Genomic DNA, 17,327 nt, shown 5'->3' on the forward strand with positions numbered 1-17,327 from the left:
GTTATAAAGCTGATTCGTTATCATAAATATATAAAACAACGACAACTGTATATGTGTACAGTTGTCGCTTAAGCCTATCTAACCTACTTTTTAATAAACGTACTATAACCAGCTAATGCCTTAGCCACACTAATTGATGGATTATCTGAATGCTCAGCACCTTTGTTTATAGCACTTTGCCACACAAGGTTATTGTTAGGGTTGGCTGTTAAAGCGGCCTCTAAATTACTAAACGCTTTTAACATTAACGGATGCTCTGCCCCACCCACCGAAAGATATAAATAAGTAGACGATTTAACTTTGTTATCTTGAGCACTTAAAAACGCTTCTAAATTATTAACTACGGTCATATCGTCATACCAAGCCGCTGGGCTAAAAGCAAAATAGCCATTAAACAATTCAGGCTTTGTATGCAGTGTATAAAGCACAAAGCTACCTCCTGCCGAAAAACCACTTAATACACGGTTATTACTAAGCTTATATTTTGCTGATAAATAAGGGAGTAACTCAGTTTCAATAAACGCTAAAAACTTGTCGGCTTCACCATTTGGTTCAATAAGTGTTTCATGCTCTGGACGCGCTTGTGTATTTACATCTTGGCGGGCATAAGGAGGTACTAAATCGCGATTACGTGTATCTGTAAAAAACAAATTAGGAATAGACACCAATATAGCCTTGTCCCCTTTTTCGCTCTTAGCTTGTTTTGTAAGTGCTTTATCCCATGTATCTAAATTAAAGTTACCATCGGTTTTAATAATTAACGGATACGCTTTTTTAGGATTGTAATTAGCGGGCAATCTTATAAACACTTTGCGCGACTCATTAAGCACGCTTGAGTTAATTGTTACATCTGTATAGGCCGATACATAATGGTTGTAATAGCGTATAGCTAAAATACCAATAGCAAAAATGACTACGGCTAAACTTAAATTAATAATATAGTGTTTTGTTATTTTTATTGCCATACGGCATTCCTTTCAATGTTTAGGAGTTATTTAATCGAGCTTAACCCATTGTTTTATTTCCAGCGCGGTCATAATAAGCTCAACCGAAAACGCGGCTAAAATCATGCCCATCACTCGCGTTAAAATAGACGCGCCGCCAGTACCAATTAGCTTAATAATTTTACCCGAAAGCAGCAACAGTATTAAGGTAATACCCAACACACCAAGTGTAACAAGCGCTGTGCCTATTTGAGTAGTAATTGGGTGTATGTGGTTATCGGTAAGTAGTATTACCGCCAAAATAGCGCCAGGAGTCGCCGTTGCAGGTATAGCAAGCGGAAACACGGCTATATCGTGATCGGGGTCTTGTTTGGCTTTGTTAGAATCGTTTCCAAAAATCATTTGCAGGCCAAATAAAAACAATATAATTCCGCCCCCTAACTGAAACGACACCAACCTAATTCCCATCGCATTAAGTATTAGTTGCCCTATTAAAATAGAACCCAATAATACGCCCCCGGCATAAAGCACCGTTTTAAATGCAGTTTTACGGCGTTGTTGATCAGTTAAATGAGAAGTAAGCGCAGCAAACAGCGCCATAGTGCCTATTGGGTCAATGGTCGCCCAAATTACAAGCGCATCTTGAGAGAGTTTTTCTAGCATATAAAATCCTTGTTAAGCGTAAATGTTTAATAAAACACGGGTAACAAATTCATTTGCTCACGCTTAACTATAATAGAAAGCCGCTATTTTTTGGATTTTATTTACTGAGCTTTAAGGATTGAGGATTGAGGATTGAAAAAAGGTAAGCACTTATAATTGCCGCCTTGAGTTAAAGTGATTTATGCCAAATAGAATTTTCTCTTAAACTAAAGCCCAGTTTCATAAGTAAATTATGACAACGTGCATTATGTGCGCTCACCTCAGCCGACAAATGTTTAAGCGGAATATGCTTAACTAGAGTTTCAATAAAACCGGTCACCACTTCAAACATTACGCCCTTATCCCAAAAGTCAGGATGCAGCTCAAATCCTATAAACGCACCACTTTTACACGGGGTTAAATTATAAAGCCCACAAGTACCCATTAACTTTCCAGATATATTATGTTCAATTGCAACTCGAATTACTTCACCTTCGTAATATGCACTAATATCATCTTGTATTAATTGTTTGATTTGCGTTTTGCTAAGTGGTGTTTCGTAGTCGTTAAATTCTGACACGTGCGGGTGATTTAAAATATTAAATAAACACGCTGCGTGTTTGTGGGTAACTAAACGCAGCGTAACGCGCTCAAGCTTTGTGGTGTTAAACATTTTATTTAAGTGGTTAGTTAAATTAGCTCTTTATGGGCACGCATTATTAACTTACCATACCCTATTAACAAGCATTATCTTTAAAGCAAAAAGAGTAAGAGAACGTAATGAGTGACGATTTTAAAGTAATACAACCCACTACCACAGTATATTGCCCAAAGCGCGGCGAAGGCTGGACCTTAACAGGCATTACTAATATTAACGAGTTTACCTCAGTAATGTTTGACGGCACACGCTATACGCTTCCAGCACGCGAAATAGTAGAAGAACTTCTTCCTAACCAATTAGCGCGTGAGCAAAATAGCTAACCAAACACATACACAGTAAAAAGGCTGCAATTTTGCAGCCTACTATCTAATTAACGAGTTAAAATGCATCGTCTTCGCTGTAAACATTAACGTTTAGCTCGTCATCATTTTCAAATACCACAAACGAAATAGGCTTACAGCATACTTGGCAGTCTTCTATGTATTGCTCATCAATATCTGCTGCATCAAGTAATACTTCTATACTTTCTCCACAATAAGGGCAGCTTATTGATGTTTCTGTTAACTGGTTCATTTATCACCTGCTAATTTATATCACGAATGTTGTCACTTTAATGAACACGTAAGCATAATTCAACACCCCATTAAATAACGCATACTTGGCTAACCCAATTAAACCGTGCTACTAACTTAAATAGTGATCTTGTTACTAGCCTTATCCCTATAAAACTTGTCAAAGCACAATATTTTTCACCATAGATAAGTTGGCCAGCCCTCTACAATGAAATTGTATTAGCACTTAGCGGGTCTAACTTTATAAGTATTTATAAACTCACAGTACAGATGGATAATTTTATGAAAAAATCACTTACGCTTGCATTAACATCTGCCGTTATTTTGTTTAGTACATTTTCCCATGCAGCTAAAACCGAAAAAGCCGTTCTAGCTGGAGGTTGTTTTTGGTGTATGGAAAGTGACTTTGAAAAGCTAGAAGGCGTAACCGATGTAATATCGGGCTTTACTGGCGGTAAACTTAAAAACCCAACATACAATGGTAATCATAAAGGCCATTACGAGGCGGTAGAAATTACTTACGATCCGGCCATAGTAAGCTATCAAGGTATACTTGATCATTACTGGGTAAATATTGATCCCTTTGATGCCAAAGGCCAATTTTGTGATAAAGGCCCTAGTTACTTAAGCGCTATATTTGTACAAAACGACGAACAACGTAAATTAGCCGAAAAAACAAAAGCTGCAGTAGTTGCCGAGTTCCCTAATCAAACTGTGGTTACACCTATACTAAACGCAAGCACCTTTTACCCTATAAAAGGGAGGGAAAGCTTTCATCAAGATTATTACAAAAACAATCCAATCCGATACAACACTTATCGTTGGCGTTGTGGTCGTGACAGCCGCCTAGAAGAAATTTGGGGCGACAGAGCAACCCATTAATCGCGTTTAATCAGGTAATCCACTGTAAAATATTAAAAGGCTGATTTAATTATCAGCTTTTTAATATTTTAGTTATTGCGAGATTCTTTAATAAATCGATATCTAAATTCAGATAAGTAACCAACAATGCTAACAAGCAAAGCTGAATTAAAATCACCTCTCACAAGCTGTGTCCAAACATTTCCCTCTCCATTAAAGCTAATGTAAATAACCATAATAAAAGCAACAAACGCTGAAACTTGATACATCCAAGAATATTCACCAAAAAATTTCTGCGTCACACTTTTTTCTTTTAATTTATCTTCCACAATTAATCTCCATTTTATATTGCTATTAAATCCTAACTATAACATAGGCAAAATAAGGAATTTATAATAAAGGTTTATTTATACACCGTCTATTTCATAAAGCCTTTGTTATTAAGCTAAATGCTTGAATAGCAAATAGGATACATGTCACTTCGCTTTAAGTGGACAGCACTGATTGACTAAAGATACTTAGTTTTAGGATTCATTATCAATAAATAGTATATTCTGTTTCCTAAAGCAGGCTGTTTATCTACTAAATCAAATGCAATAAATTGCACTCCTAAATTGATATAAACAAAATTCAACAACTGGAGTTACACAAAATGCTTGCCAACCAATTACAACTAGCGCGTGCTCTAGATTTACCATCACGAACAGCTATGTTAAACCGTGAGCACTCGGTACAGCAGTTTTGGTACAACAACGACGACCTAGTGGAAAGAATGGGAAGCAAGCGAAATTGACGCCTCTACTTTCACGTTAGACGATTCGTTACTCGATAAAAACATACGTGAAGCAGTAAAACAAGCATGGGAAGATCCATCAAAAGAGCTAGCCGTAAAAGCGTTATTACACGAAGTAGCGCCTGATGTGTTTCAATTTCAATTTTTTGATCCTGAGCGACTAGCAGTATTACGCGGATATTTAGAACAAGTATGGAATTCGCAAATCCCTATGCGCCCGCCATACGGCATAGTGTTAAATCGCCGTGGTGCCATGATTGATAGCCGATCAGAAGGTTATTTAGCCGCGCCAAGCTTTCAAGCATTTTATAACGAAATACTAAACACTTATATGCGCCCTATTTCACGTATGCTGTTCCCGGAAGTTATGGGGTTTGATACACAAACATTTGGCTTTTCAATTTATTATGAGCCAAATACAGATTCGTCAATTCGCCCACATACCGACGCATCAACTGTAACGCTTAACATTAACCTAAATTTACCAGGCGAAGAGTTTACAGGGTCACAAGTGGACTTTTATCACCCGTACACAGGTGACATTAAATCACTTACCTTTAAGCCTGGTACTGCCATGTTACATCGAGGCAATATTGCACACGCAGCCAAGCCTATTACCAGTGGCGAGCGAACTAACTTTGTATTGTGGTTGTATGGGGAGCGCGGTCGATTACCAGCACAAGGCGCACCACGCATTCCTGTTGATGCTAAACAGCGCTGGACTAACCCAAACAAACCAAATGATGGCTATGCACCATTTTAAATAATCGCTTTTAAAGTTTTAAATACAAATGGCTGCCTAATTTAAGCAGCCTTATAAAAATAAAGCTCATCCAGTAACCAACACGTTTTAAGTTTAGTAATATCAAAAAACCGCCCTATTCATAATCTATATTGTCGCCACTTATAACAATAGATAACACAAATTTTCCGCCTTGCTTTTCTTATGTCCCAGTACTTCGCTTAACAAAGTACAAAATTTAAGATGATGCCATGTTTTTTTGTATTTAATTGATAAGCCACTGTAATGCTTAAGTTGGTAATTTAATAAATTGTGCTATCTTTTTACTATCTACATTATAAAAATACGAGCTAACATGTTGTTCCGAGGTACAATTGCCATAGCAATATTGGCAATTTCTGCTGCTAATAAAACCTATGCAAACGACATAGATGTACAATTTAGTGGTTTTGCATCCTTAACACTCAGCTACACGGACGATTCAGATATTGGCTTTGCATCGAGTTATTCAAATGTCAACGAATCTGGTTTTTCAGCAACGCGAGATTCAATTTTAGGTGGGCAGGCTAATATATCACTCTCAAAAAATTGGGACTCTGTGTTTCAAGTAGTTATTCAAGATCATGCCTTTAAAAGCTTTGATAATTTTTTAGAGCTCGCCTTTGTGCGCTATCGCCCTACCCGTCATTGGGCTATTCGTGCAGGCAGGTTAAATAGCGACCTTTACTTACTATCGGAATACCCTTACGTAGGATATGCCTATTTATGGGTGCGCCCGCCTCATTCGTACTACTCGTTTGCAAACATTGCAGGAAATTTCGATGGTGTAGATGTGGAATACAGCAAAGCAATTAACGACGGTTTTTTACGTTTAAAACTTGCTTATGGTAGTACAACAGCCAAGCTACAAGCCTATAATGACGACTTTTTTATTGATTTTGATAACTTAACAACTTTTAGCGCAACCTACTCTTTAGATGCATGGACTATGCGTTTTTCATTATCAAAGTCAGACTTTGGGGATTATAAGTTAACCTCTTTAGATGAGTATTTAGCCGCACTCAACTCAATACCACAAAGTATATGGCCGCAAGCACAAAGTATATCTAACAAATTTAACACCAAAGGCAACAGCATAGAATACGCAGCCTTTGGCGTTACTTACGATAATAATAATTGGCTTATTCAATCTGAGTTAGGTATTTCAGAATCCGATTGGATAATAGCTCCATCTGTATTTAGCACTTATATTAGTGCGGGTTACAGAGTAGATGATGCAATATTTTACACAGGCTTTACGGCAGCTAAAAATCGCCATGATGTAGTTGAAGTAAACAGCCCTATTTTCCCACCAGGTACTCCTGAGCAGTTTTCAGTACCCATACAACAACTCGCGGTTGCCACTCAATCTTCAGTTCAAATTACAAATGTTCACCAGCACTCTATAAACGTAGGCGTAAAATGGCATTTTTCGGATCGTTTAGTATTTAAAGCGCAGTTAGACCGCTTTGATATAAAGCCTCAAGGTGCGGGGCTATGGAGCCTTAGTAATCCTGCTGATGCAAATAAAAGCAACAAAGTACATATACTCAGTTTAAATGCTAGTATGGTGTTTTAGTTATGATAAGCGCTCGTAATCTAGGTCTTAATGTAATGCTCCCCTTATGCCTGCTTTTTGTGAGCTTTTATGCTAAATCTACAGAGTTTGTTGTAGTGGTAAATAAAAGCAACGCAATTAACGCATTATCAAAACGGGAAATAATTGATATTTACATGGGTAGGTATTTAACTTTTCCTGATGGTGAAACGTCAAAGCCACTCGATTTGCCCGCCCAATCAGCATTAAAAAACGATTTTTACTTAAAACTGGTCAATAAAGACGAGCAAAAAATAAATGCGTATTGGGCAAGGCTTTTATTTTCAGGGCGCGCAAAGCCACCCACGCCTTCAACATCGGTAGAAGACGCAATAAACAAAATAGCAGCATCACAATTTGCAATTGGCTACATTCCGCTATCGCAAGTTACAGATGCAGTAAAAGTGGTATACACATTTGATTAAAATTATTAGCCAAAAACTCTACATACGCGTCGCTATATCAATTGCGTTAGTTGCTATTGTTGTGTCTTTAGTCTCGTCTATGCTCTCTTATTACTCAGGCTTTAAAGAGAAAAAAAACACAAATTACCTACTTGTTCAACAGTTAGCGCAAACAATGGAAAAAACAGCCGCTATTGCCGCTTACTTAAATGACAAAGAATTAAGCCAAGAAATTATTAACGGCCTACTCAGTAACGACTTAGTGCAAGGTGCAAGCCTAGAAGGAGAAGTAAACCCTAAAGGAGAGATGGATTTATTTATTACAAGTGGCTCCACTAACAAAAAAAATGAAGCTGTTTTAATTAAATTAGTTCACCCTTTTATAGAAGACACTTTTATAGGTGTACTCGCCATATACCCAGACGATAATTTTATTGAACAACAAGCACAGTCAGCGCTTATAAAAGAATTTATCTTAATGCTGATTCAATCCATTGTTATCGCATTTTTTGTATCGCTGGTAGTTCAGCGCTGGCTTACACAGCCAATTCAAAACCTAACCGACAGCTTTGCTAAAATAAATCCAAGCGAGCCAGAAACCCTTAAAATGCTAACCTTCAAGCAAGGCAAGCGGGACGAAATAAGCCGTTTAACCCAAGGTATAAATGCCTTAATGCACGAGCTACATTTAACTATTAGTAATGAGCAAACACTGCGTAAAAAAACTCAAGAGCTAGAAGCTAAATTTAGACTTATTTTTGAACAAGCCAGCGCAGGTATTTGTTTACTAGATGACAAAAATATTATCACCACCTTTAACCCTGCATTTAAGCATTACTTTACCGTACCCGGTGAAGAAGAATTACCAACCTTGCATTTTCCTGAGTTACTTAGCAATGTAGACGAATTACAAAGCCTACTGGCAGATATTCGCTCTGCTAAAAACCCACCACAAACCACCTTAGATGTAGAGTGTAAAGTTGGCTATAAAACGGTATGGTTTCATTGTTTATTTGTAAGGTTAACAGACCAAAGAGATACCAAACGAAACCCCAAACAAGAGCAGCTAGTAGAAGTAATTTTACACGATGTAACCGAGCGCGCAGAACGCGAACAGCAAACCCGCTTTGAAGCCGATCACGACCCACTTACTGGCTTATTAAACCGACGCGCCGGTGAAAAACGCCTTAAAAAAGCACTACGTGAATGTATTAAACATAATGAACATTTAGTGCTTATGATGATTGATTTAGATAAGTTTAAACCCATTAACGACACCTACGGACACGAAGCCGGCGACAAAGTGCTAATTGAAATAGCGCACAGATTTAAAACACTTTTTCACGAAAAAAACGACATGTGTATCCGCCTAGGCGGTGACGAATTTATTGTTGCGCAGCAAATTAAAACCTACGATAAAACGGCAACACAACAAAAAGCGAACGCCTTACTCAATGAGTTACAACAGCAGGTTAGTATTTCAAACACAAAAACATGCGCAGTAGGTGCAAGCATAGGAATTGCAATAGCCCCATATGATGGCAATGAACTACATCAATTAATGCACAACGGTGATAAAACTCTTTATCACGTAAAAGAAACAGGCCGAGGGAAAGTTGCCTTTTATGACGATATAAAAAATTAGATGGCGTGAATTAGTAACTACATAGTAAATGCTATAATGTTTTTATGGCTTTCAAATAGTCTTTATTATAAAAGTACGCTGCTAAACCAAAGTAAATAACAGGACCAAAATAAGCGATTGGGAAGTGAGCATAAATACTAAGATAGATAATCGATAAAATAAAAAACAGACTCATGCTAAAGCAAACCACTGCCAAAAGCCTGCCTAAGCAACATATAGATTGGGCTGCAATATTTAAAACAAACAAGCTAATAGCACCAAGTATTACATACACTAAAGTGTTTAAATCTTCCCCATGCGCTAAACCATCTTCGGTATAGTACATCATGTAATGAGCAAGCGGAGTCAGTGCTAATAAAGCCCAGAAACCATAACTGCTCCAAGTTGATGAGACAAAATAGTTACTACCAATGTCAGGCGCAGGAAACGATGCTTTATATCTATTTTGGTTCATGTGGATTCCAGTTAAGCCGTTTTATATAAGTTGATAGCTAGGCTTTTATTTAAAACACAAAAGGCCAATAGACAATAAAAACTGTCCGTATTATTGATTTTTATAAAAAAAATTACAACTTGATTGCTCTACTAACCACAAAACAGAATAACAATTGTACTATTAGTAATTAATCAAAGTAATAAAAAATCTAATTAAAAAGAATATTGAACAATAAACTTTTCAATTGATAGAATGCCCTACTTTTTCCCATAAAGAGATACAATGGCAAACTTCAATACTCATCTTAATACTGCCGTAATCATCACAGGCTTAGCCTCAGCCACCTTATTATCTGCAGGCCATATTGATTTAAAGGGCGCACTCTGGCTTTGGTTTTTAGGCTCAATTGGCGGCTTATTGCCCGACATAGATTCAGATAACTCAACATCACTCGATACTATTTTTAACTTATTCGCACTCAGCGCTGTATTACTGGTACTGCATTACATAACCACCGAACTCATTATTGAAATTAGCTTTATCGAGTTAATCGTAGTGCCGTTATTGGTTTACGGATTTATGAAATACATTATTAGACCCATTTTTGAATGGATCACAGTACACAGAGGTAGTTGCCACTCTTTACTATTTATACTGTTATGCGCGCTATTAACAACTCAAGTAACATGGAAACTGAATGACCAATCAACCACACAAGCAGCCGTCTTTGCCTGGTTAACGGGTGGGTTTATTTTACTCGGCGGATTAATTCATTTATTGCTGGATGAAATTTACAGTGTAGATTTGAGTAACGTCACCATTAAACGCTCTTTTGGCACCGCTTTAAAAATAGCCGACTTCGATAACAAACTAATTACGCTAGCATCAGTTATTGCCATTACAGGTTTAATCTATGTTGCGCCCCCTACAAAGCAAACTATTACAGCGTTAAGTGACTGGTCCCATTTTACGTTTTTATCTTAATGAAGGCGATTTAAGCCCTTTTATAGACTTGCCCTACTAAAGTAAGTGACTTTTGCAAAGTCGCTTATCCCCATTGCTAGAATGAATGCAAAATACCCTCTTAGTAATTTAAAAGTTTATGCACAAAGAGGGTAAGAGGCGCTGCGCTTTTAGAGGTTTATCAGCTTAAATCAATGCGACTTTGCTCGTTTAAGTTTAATTAAAAGCGCAAGTTTTAGCCTTTTTGTAATTAATTATTATTTTTATTGGTTTTAGTGAAATTTTTAAATCGCTTTGCCTGTCTTATAGTTTCAATATTTATATAAAAGTTTCAACGGTTTGATGTGTGCAAAACTACTGCATCTTTTAAAAGCGTTAAATATAAAATTATAAGAGGTCCATAATGGAATTTACACATAAACGCACCACCCTAATTACAGCATCGTTATTGTTGGCGTTGGCGATAACTCAGGCTATTTTTACTGCCCTTTACAGTGCTGAAATTAGCTTTTCAAGACAGTATGCATGGGGACTAGAAGCCGTGCTGTTTACTGTACTTGTGGCCTTTGCAAGTACCACTATGGTGCAAGCTAAAAACGCTCAACTAGGTTGGTCTGCTATCACATTTAGCGCAATATTAAACATAGTACAGGTAAGCATTGGCCTAACGTTGTTTTCAACATTTGGCAAAGTAGCGGGCGCAGTAGAAGGCGCACAACCTTTAATTGGTGGTGTGGTGTCTTTATCATTCATGATTTACTACGCAGCTAAATTATTATTAGGCTTAGCAGCCCTTGTATTTGGGCTGTCTTTTCTAGCTAAAGGCGGCAAAGCAATTGGCGGACTTACAGCCTTAGCTGGCGGAGTTGCAATGCTTGCCAATGGTATTTTAATTACCTTTGGCCGTGATGGATTCCTTCCATCAGCTGTTGCTGGTGCATCAGGCATGATTGCAACGTTACTTTTAGCAATATGTTTGATTAGTCTTTACCGTAAACAAGGCTAAGGCTTAATACCTTACAAGTAATGTGCTTATTTAAATGAGTTATAAACATCGGCGTATATTAGAGATCTAATTCGCCGATGTTTTACGTTTGAACTGACGCCCACTTTCAACTTAAAACGTTCGACTACAGCTTCCCAAGTTAATGCCCTCTTCGTAATCTCTAAAGACTAATTCACAAAGAGGATATGAGGCGCTGCGCTTTTAGAGGGTATAAATAGCTTGAATCAAAGCTATTTAACTCATTTAAGTTTTGATGTATGAAGTCAAGATTTGACTTCATTTATTCTCGTAAATTCATGTTACTTACGCTTTTTAATAAATCGAATTTCGTAATGATATAAACAGGTTCTTTTTTACATTCGACTTTATAAAGATATTGATTTTTAAGAAAATTAGTTTTTTCTTTTATTAAACTAATTTGCTCCCATGGTATTAAAAAACTCCTGGGAAATAGTAGAATCAACATCCGTTTTTGGCTTATAAATATACCTTGCTGAAATGATTTGATATTTAGCCAAGTCCGATATTCACTGTTTTTCTCACGAGAAATATCTGCCACATTCGTCAAGTACATACTGCTTGATTTTAAAAGTGAGGAATCAGAAATAATTAAATCCGTTTTATATTCTCTAGCTAGTTTAGGGTAATACCCAATAATGCTTTGGATATAATTGACTAAAATATAGAACAATAAAAATAAAATTAAGCATATAACAAAGTCCATTTTTTAATACTCCGAAAACTTGCTCTGCACTGCTGACTAAGCTGAAATTTAAAATGGGTGTCTTATTAATTTCCTAATTCAAGCAGCTTATCTTCAACCCACCCTCGTCGGTGCTTGTAAGATTGACCTGTAAAACGGTCTTCGCCACATAAAAATGCACGACGAACACAGCGTGAAATACAGTGATAGTATTTTGTATCAACCAAACTTATTTGACGCTTTCTTGCAATTGCCATAAGACACCCTGCTCTTTTTTTGAACTAATTAAAACCTAGTCCTTAATTTTTAAAAGAGCAAAATTTAGAATGGGTGTCACTGTTAATCTTTTAAATAATAAGAACACTTGGTTTTTGAATAAAAAGATCAAGAAAACACAGCTGCCTGCTTGACCGGAATTTTCTAATGAGTGACCCCTTTCGCTTTTTTCAATTATTCCTTACTTTCTCCAGCGTTCAACAACCTTATCAAAAGCTACATCCTTCCATGCCGAACTCCACTCAGTATATACACTTACACTTGCTGACTTTGGCTCTGGACTTGGTTTAGGGAGTTGAACTAAACTGGGCATTAGTACAGCATCTCCAACAATGAATGCTTCCCCTTGATTTAACGAAGGTAACAAATCAATAAGACCACTTGAACTGTCAGGCAACAGTGCTTTTATATAACTTTGATCTACTCTATTTGTGAGTCTTAACGCTAGAAAATTATTACATTGAGAGAAAATTGTATCAGATACTTCTGATGGTCTTTGACTAACCACCATTAGGCTAAGCCCGTATTTGCGTCCTTCTTTTGCAATTCTTTCGATAGATTTTTTTGAGGCTTTGTATTCTGCTCCCCCAATTCGCGGAATGTAATTATGGGCTTCCTCACAAACAATCATAAATGGAATATCGTTCGTTTCATCTAGATTATGCTTCAGTTTTGAATAATGAAATGCAAAATCAAAGATAAGCCGAGAAATCAAGCTAACAGTCAAACTCAAAACCTCAAAAGGGACTCCACTTAGGTCTACGACCGAGATATTTGATTTATCAATATATCCTAAGAATTGTCTCAATATTTCCTCAAAATCTTTAGTTTTGTATATCTCACTATTTTCAGTTAATGGATTAAGAAGAAAAGTGAGTCGTTTATCATTTAGCTTTGTCTCAAGCCTTGATATAAACCTATCAAATTCACCATTAAAACCTCCATCTTTGGATACTTTAGCATCTAACACTTTATGCTTGGCATTACCTGTGGATGCTTCAAAGTTTATAGTTTCCCACAACTTATCTTCATCAAACTCAATTTCAGCACTGAGTGTTGCAAATAACTTTTTTGAGTCCTTTTCATAAACGGTGAGCTCATTTTTGTTACAAATAAAACTGTAAACTTCTTTAATATCGAAATATACAGGAGAGTCATAAGTTATTTTATTTAGTGTAGGGTTATGCTTTTCTTTGTTAAGAATGACTGCGTGTTTAAACTGCGATAATTGATTGTGTGAGTTCTGTTCATTGCTTTCAATGAAAAGTGACTCTAACTCCTCAGAATTCATTAGCCAATACGGCAACTTTAAGTTATCGACGCTTAATTCATTCAAGCTAAATTTTTCTTCCTCATCAACTTTAAATGCCGACGAATACTCAGAGTGAATATCAAAAATAAGTACATGTGAATTTTTCTTATTTTCTTTATTTATATTTTTTGAATCTGAAATACCAACAGCATTCTGTATTAAGCTCGCAACAGCACATGATTTACCTGAACCAGTAGACCCAACTAATCCAATATGTTTACCAAAAAACTTATCACCATCAATACAGAATGGTACTTCTGTATTTCCAGAAAGATGACCAACATTAAAATTATAATCACCATCATTTGAAAAAATAATTGATAAGTCAGAATCATCGAAAATATGGACTATTTCTGTAGGAACAGGTAATACTTGTGTACCTCTGAAAAACTTCAACTGCCCGTTATCATTAATTAACGCACCGACGGGCGAGGAATCAATAATAAAATTCCAGAGTAATTCCCCTTCTTTTTCGACTTTTTGACCACTTATATTATTTATCGTAGCTACTGCAAAGTTATGATTTCCATCTTCAATTTTTAAAAATTTCCCAACTTGTAACTTAGTTTTATTTTTTTCTAAAATTTCTAAACCATCAATTTCAATTGTTACTTGCTCTGGAGAGCTTGATGTAACATACCCTATTTTACTCATGGCTATTCCTTAAACTTACTACATATTCAAGTTCGTTGAAGTTATTAGTACCAACCTGATAATAGTTAATATCAGTTGTTTCTATACATTCAGGAGTTGAGCTACAGACTAAATAAAGATCATCACCTTTCCTGTGATTTATAGCATGCTGCTCGGAACTAAGTGCTAACAATCTCAAGTCAAACTCTCGATTTTCAATTTTACTTTTTTGTATTATTTGAATTGGATCTTTATAGAAGTTATCTACTTCAAAAACATCTCCAACTAAGCCAGTATTTGCCTTAATTCCCTTTATAAATAAACGGTACTGAATATCTTTAATGGATGAAAAATCAATATTCATTGCAAAAATAGGTGTTTTTAAGTGACTTGGTTTTGAATGGTATTTGTTTAAGTAATTACCAATGAATACAACAATTCTTTCTTCAAATTCTTCAATTTCATGAATATCAAAATAAAAACATCGCTCTCTACTGTTTTGCGAAAAAGAGTTCGCGAGTTGTTTTTTTGTTTTATTTAGAATTTCTTTACGGTTTTTAAGAGATAAAGTCCACTTTGAAATAGCTGTGGTTGTAACACTTGAAAGGTACTTTCGAAGATCATTATTACTAATTTTCCTGTGGGCTTCAGATTTTAAACTAGATAACTTCGAAATTTTTGTGATTGCGTTTGGATATAGTAATGTGTCTATATCACTACCAGATAATTTATATTTTCCTAAAGACTTTTTAACTTCGACCTCTAACTCATCAATTGAAGTTCCAAACTCGATTTTTACATTTTTCAAAAATTCATCAGCATCAAAGTTATTTTCAATCCTTGCTACAATTTTAATCAGGGATTGATTATCTGTTGCCATAGCCTCATTAAGCATTTCTTTTTCAACATTCCTAACACCTATAACTTCATTGGGTACGTGAAGAAATATAGTGTACTTAATGTCCTTTTTTGAGTTCTTTGAGAAAGCTTCAGCCATTTGCAGCAGTGGTTTATATATCAGACTACCTGTAAATTTATCTTGGGATTCATGATATTTACATTGTATTGCGTTTAGGCTTCCATCAGCACTATAGATATCAACATCTTCAACAAGCCCTTCTACGGTTATTATTTCATCGTCATCTGCTTGAGTTACTTCTAGCAACGTTTTATTAAATTGATATAGAAAGCCTTTAATGGTGCTATCAGCTGTTCTTCCTGTCATTGATACAAACTCCCTTTACCACTTTGATTATTTAACAAAACCAGAAATTAGATTGGTACCTAGTGAGGCTATAAAATAACTTCAACAGACACAATTAATTTAAATATGAGTTCTTGAAATCATAGCCCCTTTTAAGCATTAAGTAATGAATTCGAAGCTGCTTTCCTTAAAAAAAATTCTACAGCATCAACGCCTTGTTAGGCTTTTACATTTGACTTCTATATTCTCTTTTAGCCTCTTTGTTAATTATGTTTAAACAGAACTCAGCATTTTCCCTTAATTCTGCTAGCTTTTTTGGGTCTTCCGAGCTTGTTTGCATACTGAATAGTTTATTATAAAATCGTAACAACGATTCATGTGAGGTGTTATCCATAAAAAGAACGCTTGAATATACTTGAGTTTGTAATTTCAGCATTGATTTATTAAACATTAGTTTGCGATTATTGAGCTCTTCTTCATCGTGCTTTACGCCGTCAAGTTTAATATCAATCACCATATCGGCATAATTAATAATCACACTAAGAGCTTCAGATAATCCAATATAACAAGCTAGCTTTTTATCCCACCATTTTTCTGATTTGAATTTTCTCAATGCAAGCTTTACAGCGATGATTGCAGTAGGTATTGACACCACAAACGGAACAATAAATTTCATCGCTAGATCTACAAAATTATCCATAATTACCTTTTAGAAATTGAAGGATGAGTTCTAACAACTCATTCAAACCACTTTTGAGGCTATAACACCCAAAAAACGACTTTTAATAATGTTATAGGGCAAATTGCAAATAACTGTATTTATACACAGCCATTAATTAATTCTTTTTTTTCACCCAAACCTTTAACTAAGCGATTTATCAAATTATCACCCATTTTAAAACCGTGAGTCCCTTTCGCAAGGATTACCATCACCGTCGCCATCCATTTTTGTATTCGGGCAGTTATTAATAAAAAATACTGCCTCGGCTCGTGAAGTCATTTGGCTACAGTGCTGCCTGCCATCGCAGGTAAAATTATTAGTGTTTTTTGGTATCACTATTTTTGGGTATTTTTCATCAAAGGTGGCTAAATCATCATTCGTAATAACGGGAGTTTGGCTACTTGAGTGGGTGTTGTATTTATTAAATGCATATAAACAAAGCACAGCGATAAGACCAATTGAGGCAACTTTACCTAAAAAGCTACTGGCAAAATTAGATTTGGCAATGCGATGCGGCTGGTTATTGTGTTTTTGGTAAGGTGCTTTAAGCTCTGCAACGCCTTCTATGCGGCAGTTAATTGCTTTGGTTTTACCGTCGGGCTGTGTTGCCACTTCAAAGTAAAGGGTGTCGCCCACTTTAGGCTTGCGGCTCATATGTTTGAGCGCTGAAATGTGTATAAAGGTGTCGTGCGCTAGGGTTTCTGATTTAATAAAACCAAAGCCCTTTTCGTCATTCCACGCTTTTAACAATCCTTTGTTCATGTATTTACCTGTGCTGATTAAGCTGCGATTACGCAAATTCCATTTAAGTTAAGAGTCGTTAGTATACGTTCCTAAATTGCTACCACGCAACCAAATATTCATATTAGGTTAATTTAAATATTCTAATAAGTTGGCAAAATACTTAACCGTATAGGGAAAATATCGAGCTTTAGCTTTAAAAACAAGGAAAAAATAGCGTGTTTTATTTTATAAATTACGGCCATTTGTCCTTTATTCTACGACTGCTGACTTTTGCGAAGCGATTAGCTTAACAGCTTGTTTACACTAGGTTTTGTTATAAGTTATTTCTATCTAAATGAAGCTCTTTTAGCATGATTTTTCATTCGTTATTTACTTAATTTATCTATACAATCCACACCTTATTTTTACGCACGTATTTTAAGTGATTAT

General features: G+C 35.9%; 18 protein-coding genes and 2 pseudogenes. 8 read left to right on the top strand and 12 right to left on the bottom strand.

Features of this window, described 5'->3' with window-relative positions; translation table 11 throughout:
• Positions 1-83: 83 nt before the first annotated feature.
• The 3 genes from H5116_RS02610 to H5116_RS02620 form a co-directional block, all read right to left on the bottom strand.
• Positions 84-965 (bottom strand): alpha/beta hydrolase, encoded by an 882-nt coding sequence (locus tag H5116_RS02610; protein WP_182715493.1) that lies wholly within the window; start codon positions 963-965, stop codon positions 84-86.
• 30 nt (positions 966-995) lie between these two features.
• Positions 996-1,607 carry a MarC family protein gene (locus H5116_RS02615; protein WP_033029579.1) on the bottom strand — a complete coding sequence of 204 codons (612 nt, stop codon included), beginning with the start codon at positions 1,605-1,607 and terminating at the stop codon, positions 996-998.
• Between the two features lie 169 nt (positions 1,608-1,776).
• Positions 1,777-2,259, bottom strand: coding sequence for a GNAT family N-acetyltransferase (locus tag H5116_RS02620; protein ID WP_182715494.1), 483 nt, complete (start codon positions 2,257-2,259; stop codon positions 1,777-1,779).
• A gap of 107 nt (positions 2,260-2,366) precedes the next feature.
• Here H5116_RS02620 and H5116_RS02625 point away from each other — a divergent pair, with 107 nt between their 5' ends.
• Positions 2,367-2,567, top strand: coding sequence for a hypothetical protein (locus tag H5116_RS02625; RefSeq protein ID WP_002962626.1), 201 nt, complete (start codon positions 2,367-2,369; stop codon positions 2,565-2,567).
• 58 nt (positions 2,568-2,625) lie between these two features.
• Here the strand turns inward: H5116_RS02625 and H5116_RS02630 are convergent, their stop codons facing one another.
• Positions 2,626-2,820 (bottom strand): CPXCG motif-containing cysteine-rich protein, encoded by a 195-nt coding sequence (locus tag H5116_RS02630; RefSeq protein WP_002962627.1) that lies wholly within the window; start codon positions 2,818-2,820, stop codon positions 2,626-2,628.
• 281 nt (positions 2,821-3,101) lie between these two features.
• Between H5116_RS02630 and msrA the strand changes: the two genes are divergently transcribed.
• Positions 3,102-3,701: a peptide-methionine (S)-S-oxide reductase MsrA gene (gene msrA / locus H5116_RS02635; protein WP_039487894.1), complete on the top strand. Its 600-nt coding sequence runs from the start codon at positions 3,102-3,104 to the stop codon at positions 3,699-3,701.
• 68 nt (positions 3,702-3,769) lie between these two features.
• On the opposite strand, the gene H5116_RS02640 is transcribed toward msrA, so the two are convergent.
• Positions 3,770-4,009 (bottom strand): hypothetical protein, encoded by a 240-nt coding sequence (locus H5116_RS02640; RefSeq protein ID WP_002962631.1) that lies wholly within the window; start codon positions 4,007-4,009, stop codon positions 3,770-3,772.
• Positions 4,010-4,332: 323 nt separating this feature from the next.
• Between H5116_RS02640 and H5116_RS02645 the strand changes: the two are divergent.
• The 4 genes and pseudogenes from H5116_RS02645 to H5116_RS02660 all read left to right on the top strand — a co-directional run bounded on the left by H5116_RS02645 (position 4,333) and on the right by H5116_RS02660 (position 8,900).
• Positions 4,333-5,236, top strand: a pseudogene (locus H5116_RS02645) (2OG-Fe(II) oxygenase family protein).
• A 334-nt stretch (positions 5,237-5,570) separates the two neighbouring features.
• Positions 5,571-6,833 carry a hypothetical protein gene (locus H5116_RS02650; RefSeq protein ID WP_182715495.1) on the top strand — a complete coding sequence of 421 codons (1,263 nt, stop codon included), beginning with the start codon at positions 5,571-5,573 and terminating at the stop codon, positions 6,831-6,833.
• Positions 6,834-6,835: 2 nt separating this feature from the next.
• Positions 6,836-7,276 (top strand): hypothetical protein, encoded by a 441-nt coding sequence (locus H5116_RS02655; RefSeq protein WP_182693798.1) that lies wholly within the window; start codon positions 6,836-6,838, stop codon positions 7,274-7,276.
• Positions 7,269-8,900, top strand: coding sequence for a diguanylate cyclase domain-containing protein (locus tag H5116_RS02660; RefSeq protein WP_182715496.1), 1,632 nt, complete (start codon positions 7,269-7,271; stop codon positions 8,898-8,900). The genes H5116_RS02655 and H5116_RS02660 overlap by 8 nt, the downstream gene beginning before the upstream one ends.
• A 31-nt stretch (positions 8,901-8,931) precedes the next feature.
• Here the strand turns inward: H5116_RS02660 and H5116_RS02665 are convergent, their stop codons facing one another.
• Positions 8,932-9,354: a hypothetical protein gene (locus H5116_RS02665; RefSeq protein WP_182715497.1), complete on the bottom strand. Its 423-nt coding sequence runs from the start codon at positions 9,352-9,354 to the stop codon at positions 8,932-8,934.
• Positions 9,355-9,618: 264 nt separating this feature from the next.
• On the opposite strand from H5116_RS02665, the gene H5116_RS02670 reads away from it, so the two are divergent.
• The gene (locus H5116_RS02670; RefSeq protein WP_182715498.1) at positions 9,619-10,320 is read left to right on the top strand and encodes a metal-dependent hydrolase; all 702 of its coding nucleotides are present in this window, start codon (positions 9,619-9,621) and stop codon (positions 10,318-10,320) included.
• A gap of 382 nt (positions 10,321-10,702) precedes the next feature.
• Entirely contained in the window at positions 10,703-11,305 is a 603-nt protein-coding gene (locus tag H5116_RS02675) for a thiamine biosynthesis protein ThiC (RefSeq protein ID WP_182715499.1), read from the top strand.
• Positions 11,306-11,585: 280 nt separating this feature from the next.
• On the opposite strand, the gene H5116_RS02680 is transcribed toward H5116_RS02675, so the two are convergent.
• The 6 genes and pseudogenes from H5116_RS02680 to H5116_RS02705 form a co-directional block, all read right to left on the bottom strand.
• On the bottom strand, positions 11,586-12,029 hold the full coding sequence (locus H5116_RS02680) for a hypothetical protein (RefSeq protein ID WP_182715500.1): 444 nt from the start codon (positions 12,027-12,029) through the stop codon (positions 11,586-11,588).
• Positions 12,030-12,103: 74 nt separating this feature from the next.
• Positions 12,104-12,265, bottom strand: a pseudogene (locus tag H5116_RS02685) (transposase); the annotation flags it as partial.
• Between the two features lie 200 nt (positions 12,266-12,465).
• Entirely contained in the window at positions 12,466-14,250 is a 1,785-nt protein-coding gene (locus tag H5116_RS02690; RefSeq protein ID WP_165735165.1) for an ATP-binding protein, read from the bottom strand.
• The gene (locus tag H5116_RS02695) at positions 14,243-15,454 is read right to left on the bottom strand and encodes a hypothetical protein (RefSeq protein ID WP_165735166.1); all 1,212 of its coding nucleotides are present in this window, start codon (positions 15,452-15,454) and stop codon (positions 14,243-14,245) included. Before H5116_RS02695 ends, H5116_RS02690 begins: the two co-directional genes overlap by 8 nt.
• A gap of 205 nt (positions 15,455-15,659) precedes the next feature.
• The gene (locus H5116_RS02700) at positions 15,660-16,133 is read right to left on the bottom strand and encodes a hypothetical protein (RefSeq protein ID WP_165735167.1); all 474 of its coding nucleotides are present in this window, start codon (positions 16,131-16,133) and stop codon (positions 15,660-15,662) included.
• Positions 16,134-16,328: 195 nt separating this feature from the next.
• Entirely contained in the window at positions 16,329-16,916 is a 588-nt protein-coding gene (locus tag H5116_RS02705; RefSeq protein ID WP_182715501.1) for a cold shock domain-containing protein, read from the bottom strand.
• Between the last annotated feature and the right edge of the window lie 411 nt (positions 16,917-17,327).

This window comes from Pseudoalteromonas sp. SG45-2 (assembly GCF_014164115.1).
Classification (GTDB): domain Bacteria; phylum Pseudomonadota; class Gammaproteobacteria; order Enterobacterales; family Alteromonadaceae; genus Pseudoalteromonas; species Pseudoalteromonas distincta.

Excerpts from the sequence above, each read along its gene's own strand:
- H5116_RS02695 (WP_165735166.1), bottom strand. The coding sequence starts at position 15,454 with ATGACAGGAAGAACAGCTGATAGCACCATTAAAGGCTTTCTATATCAA.
- H5116_RS02620 (WP_182715494.1), bottom strand. The coding sequence starts at position 2,259 with ATGTTTAACACCACAAAGCTTGAGCGCGTTACGCTGCGTTTAGTTACC.
- H5116_RS02700 (WP_165735167.1), bottom strand. The coding sequence starts at position 16,133 with ATGGATAATTTTGTAGATCTAGCGATGAAATTTATTGTTCCGTTTGTG.
- H5116_RS02625 (WP_002962626.1), top strand. The coding sequence starts at position 2,367 with ATGAGTGACGATTTTAAAGTAATACAACCCACTACCACAGTATATTGC.
- H5116_RS02665 (WP_182715497.1), bottom strand. The coding sequence starts at position 9,354 with ATGAACCAAAATAGATATAAAGCATCGTTTCCTGCGCCTGACATTGGT.
- H5116_RS02615 (WP_033029579.1), bottom strand. The coding sequence starts at position 1,607 with ATGCTAGAAAAACTCTCTCAAGATGCGCTTGTAATTTGGGCGACCATT.
- H5116_RS02680 (WP_182715500.1), bottom strand. The coding sequence starts at position 12,029 with ATGGACTTTGTTATATGCTTAATTTTATTTTTATTGTTCTATATTTTA.
- H5116_RS02650 (WP_182715495.1), top strand. The coding sequence starts at position 5,571 with ATGTTGTTCCGAGGTACAATTGCCATAGCAATATTGGCAATTTCTGCT.
- H5116_RS02690 (WP_165735165.1), bottom strand. The coding sequence starts at position 14,250 with ATGAGTAAAATAGGGTATGTTACATCAAGCTCTCCAGAGCAAGTAACA.
- H5116_RS02630 (WP_002962627.1), bottom strand. The coding sequence starts at position 2,820 with ATGAACCAGTTAACAGAAACATCAATAAGCTGCCCTTATTGTGGAGAA.
- H5116_RS02610 (WP_182715493.1), bottom strand. The coding sequence starts at position 965 with ATGGCAATAAAAATAACAAAACACTATATTATTAATTTAAGTTTAGCC.
- H5116_RS02705 (WP_182715501.1), bottom strand. The coding sequence starts at position 16,916 with ATGAACAAAGGATTGTTAAAAGCGTGGAATGACGAAAAGGGCTTTGGT.
- H5116_RS02675 (WP_182715499.1), top strand. The coding sequence starts at position 10,703 with ATGGAATTTACACATAAACGCACCACCCTAATTACAGCATCGTTATTG.
- H5116_RS02670 (WP_182715498.1), top strand. The coding sequence starts at position 9,619 with ATGGCAAACTTCAATACTCATCTTAATACTGCCGTAATCATCACAGGC.
- H5116_RS02655 (WP_182693798.1), top strand. The coding sequence starts at position 6,836 with ATGATAAGCGCTCGTAATCTAGGTCTTAATGTAATGCTCCCCTTATGC.
- msrA (WP_039487894.1), top strand. The coding sequence starts at position 3,102 with ATGAAAAAATCACTTACGCTTGCATTAACATCTGCCGTTATTTTGTTT.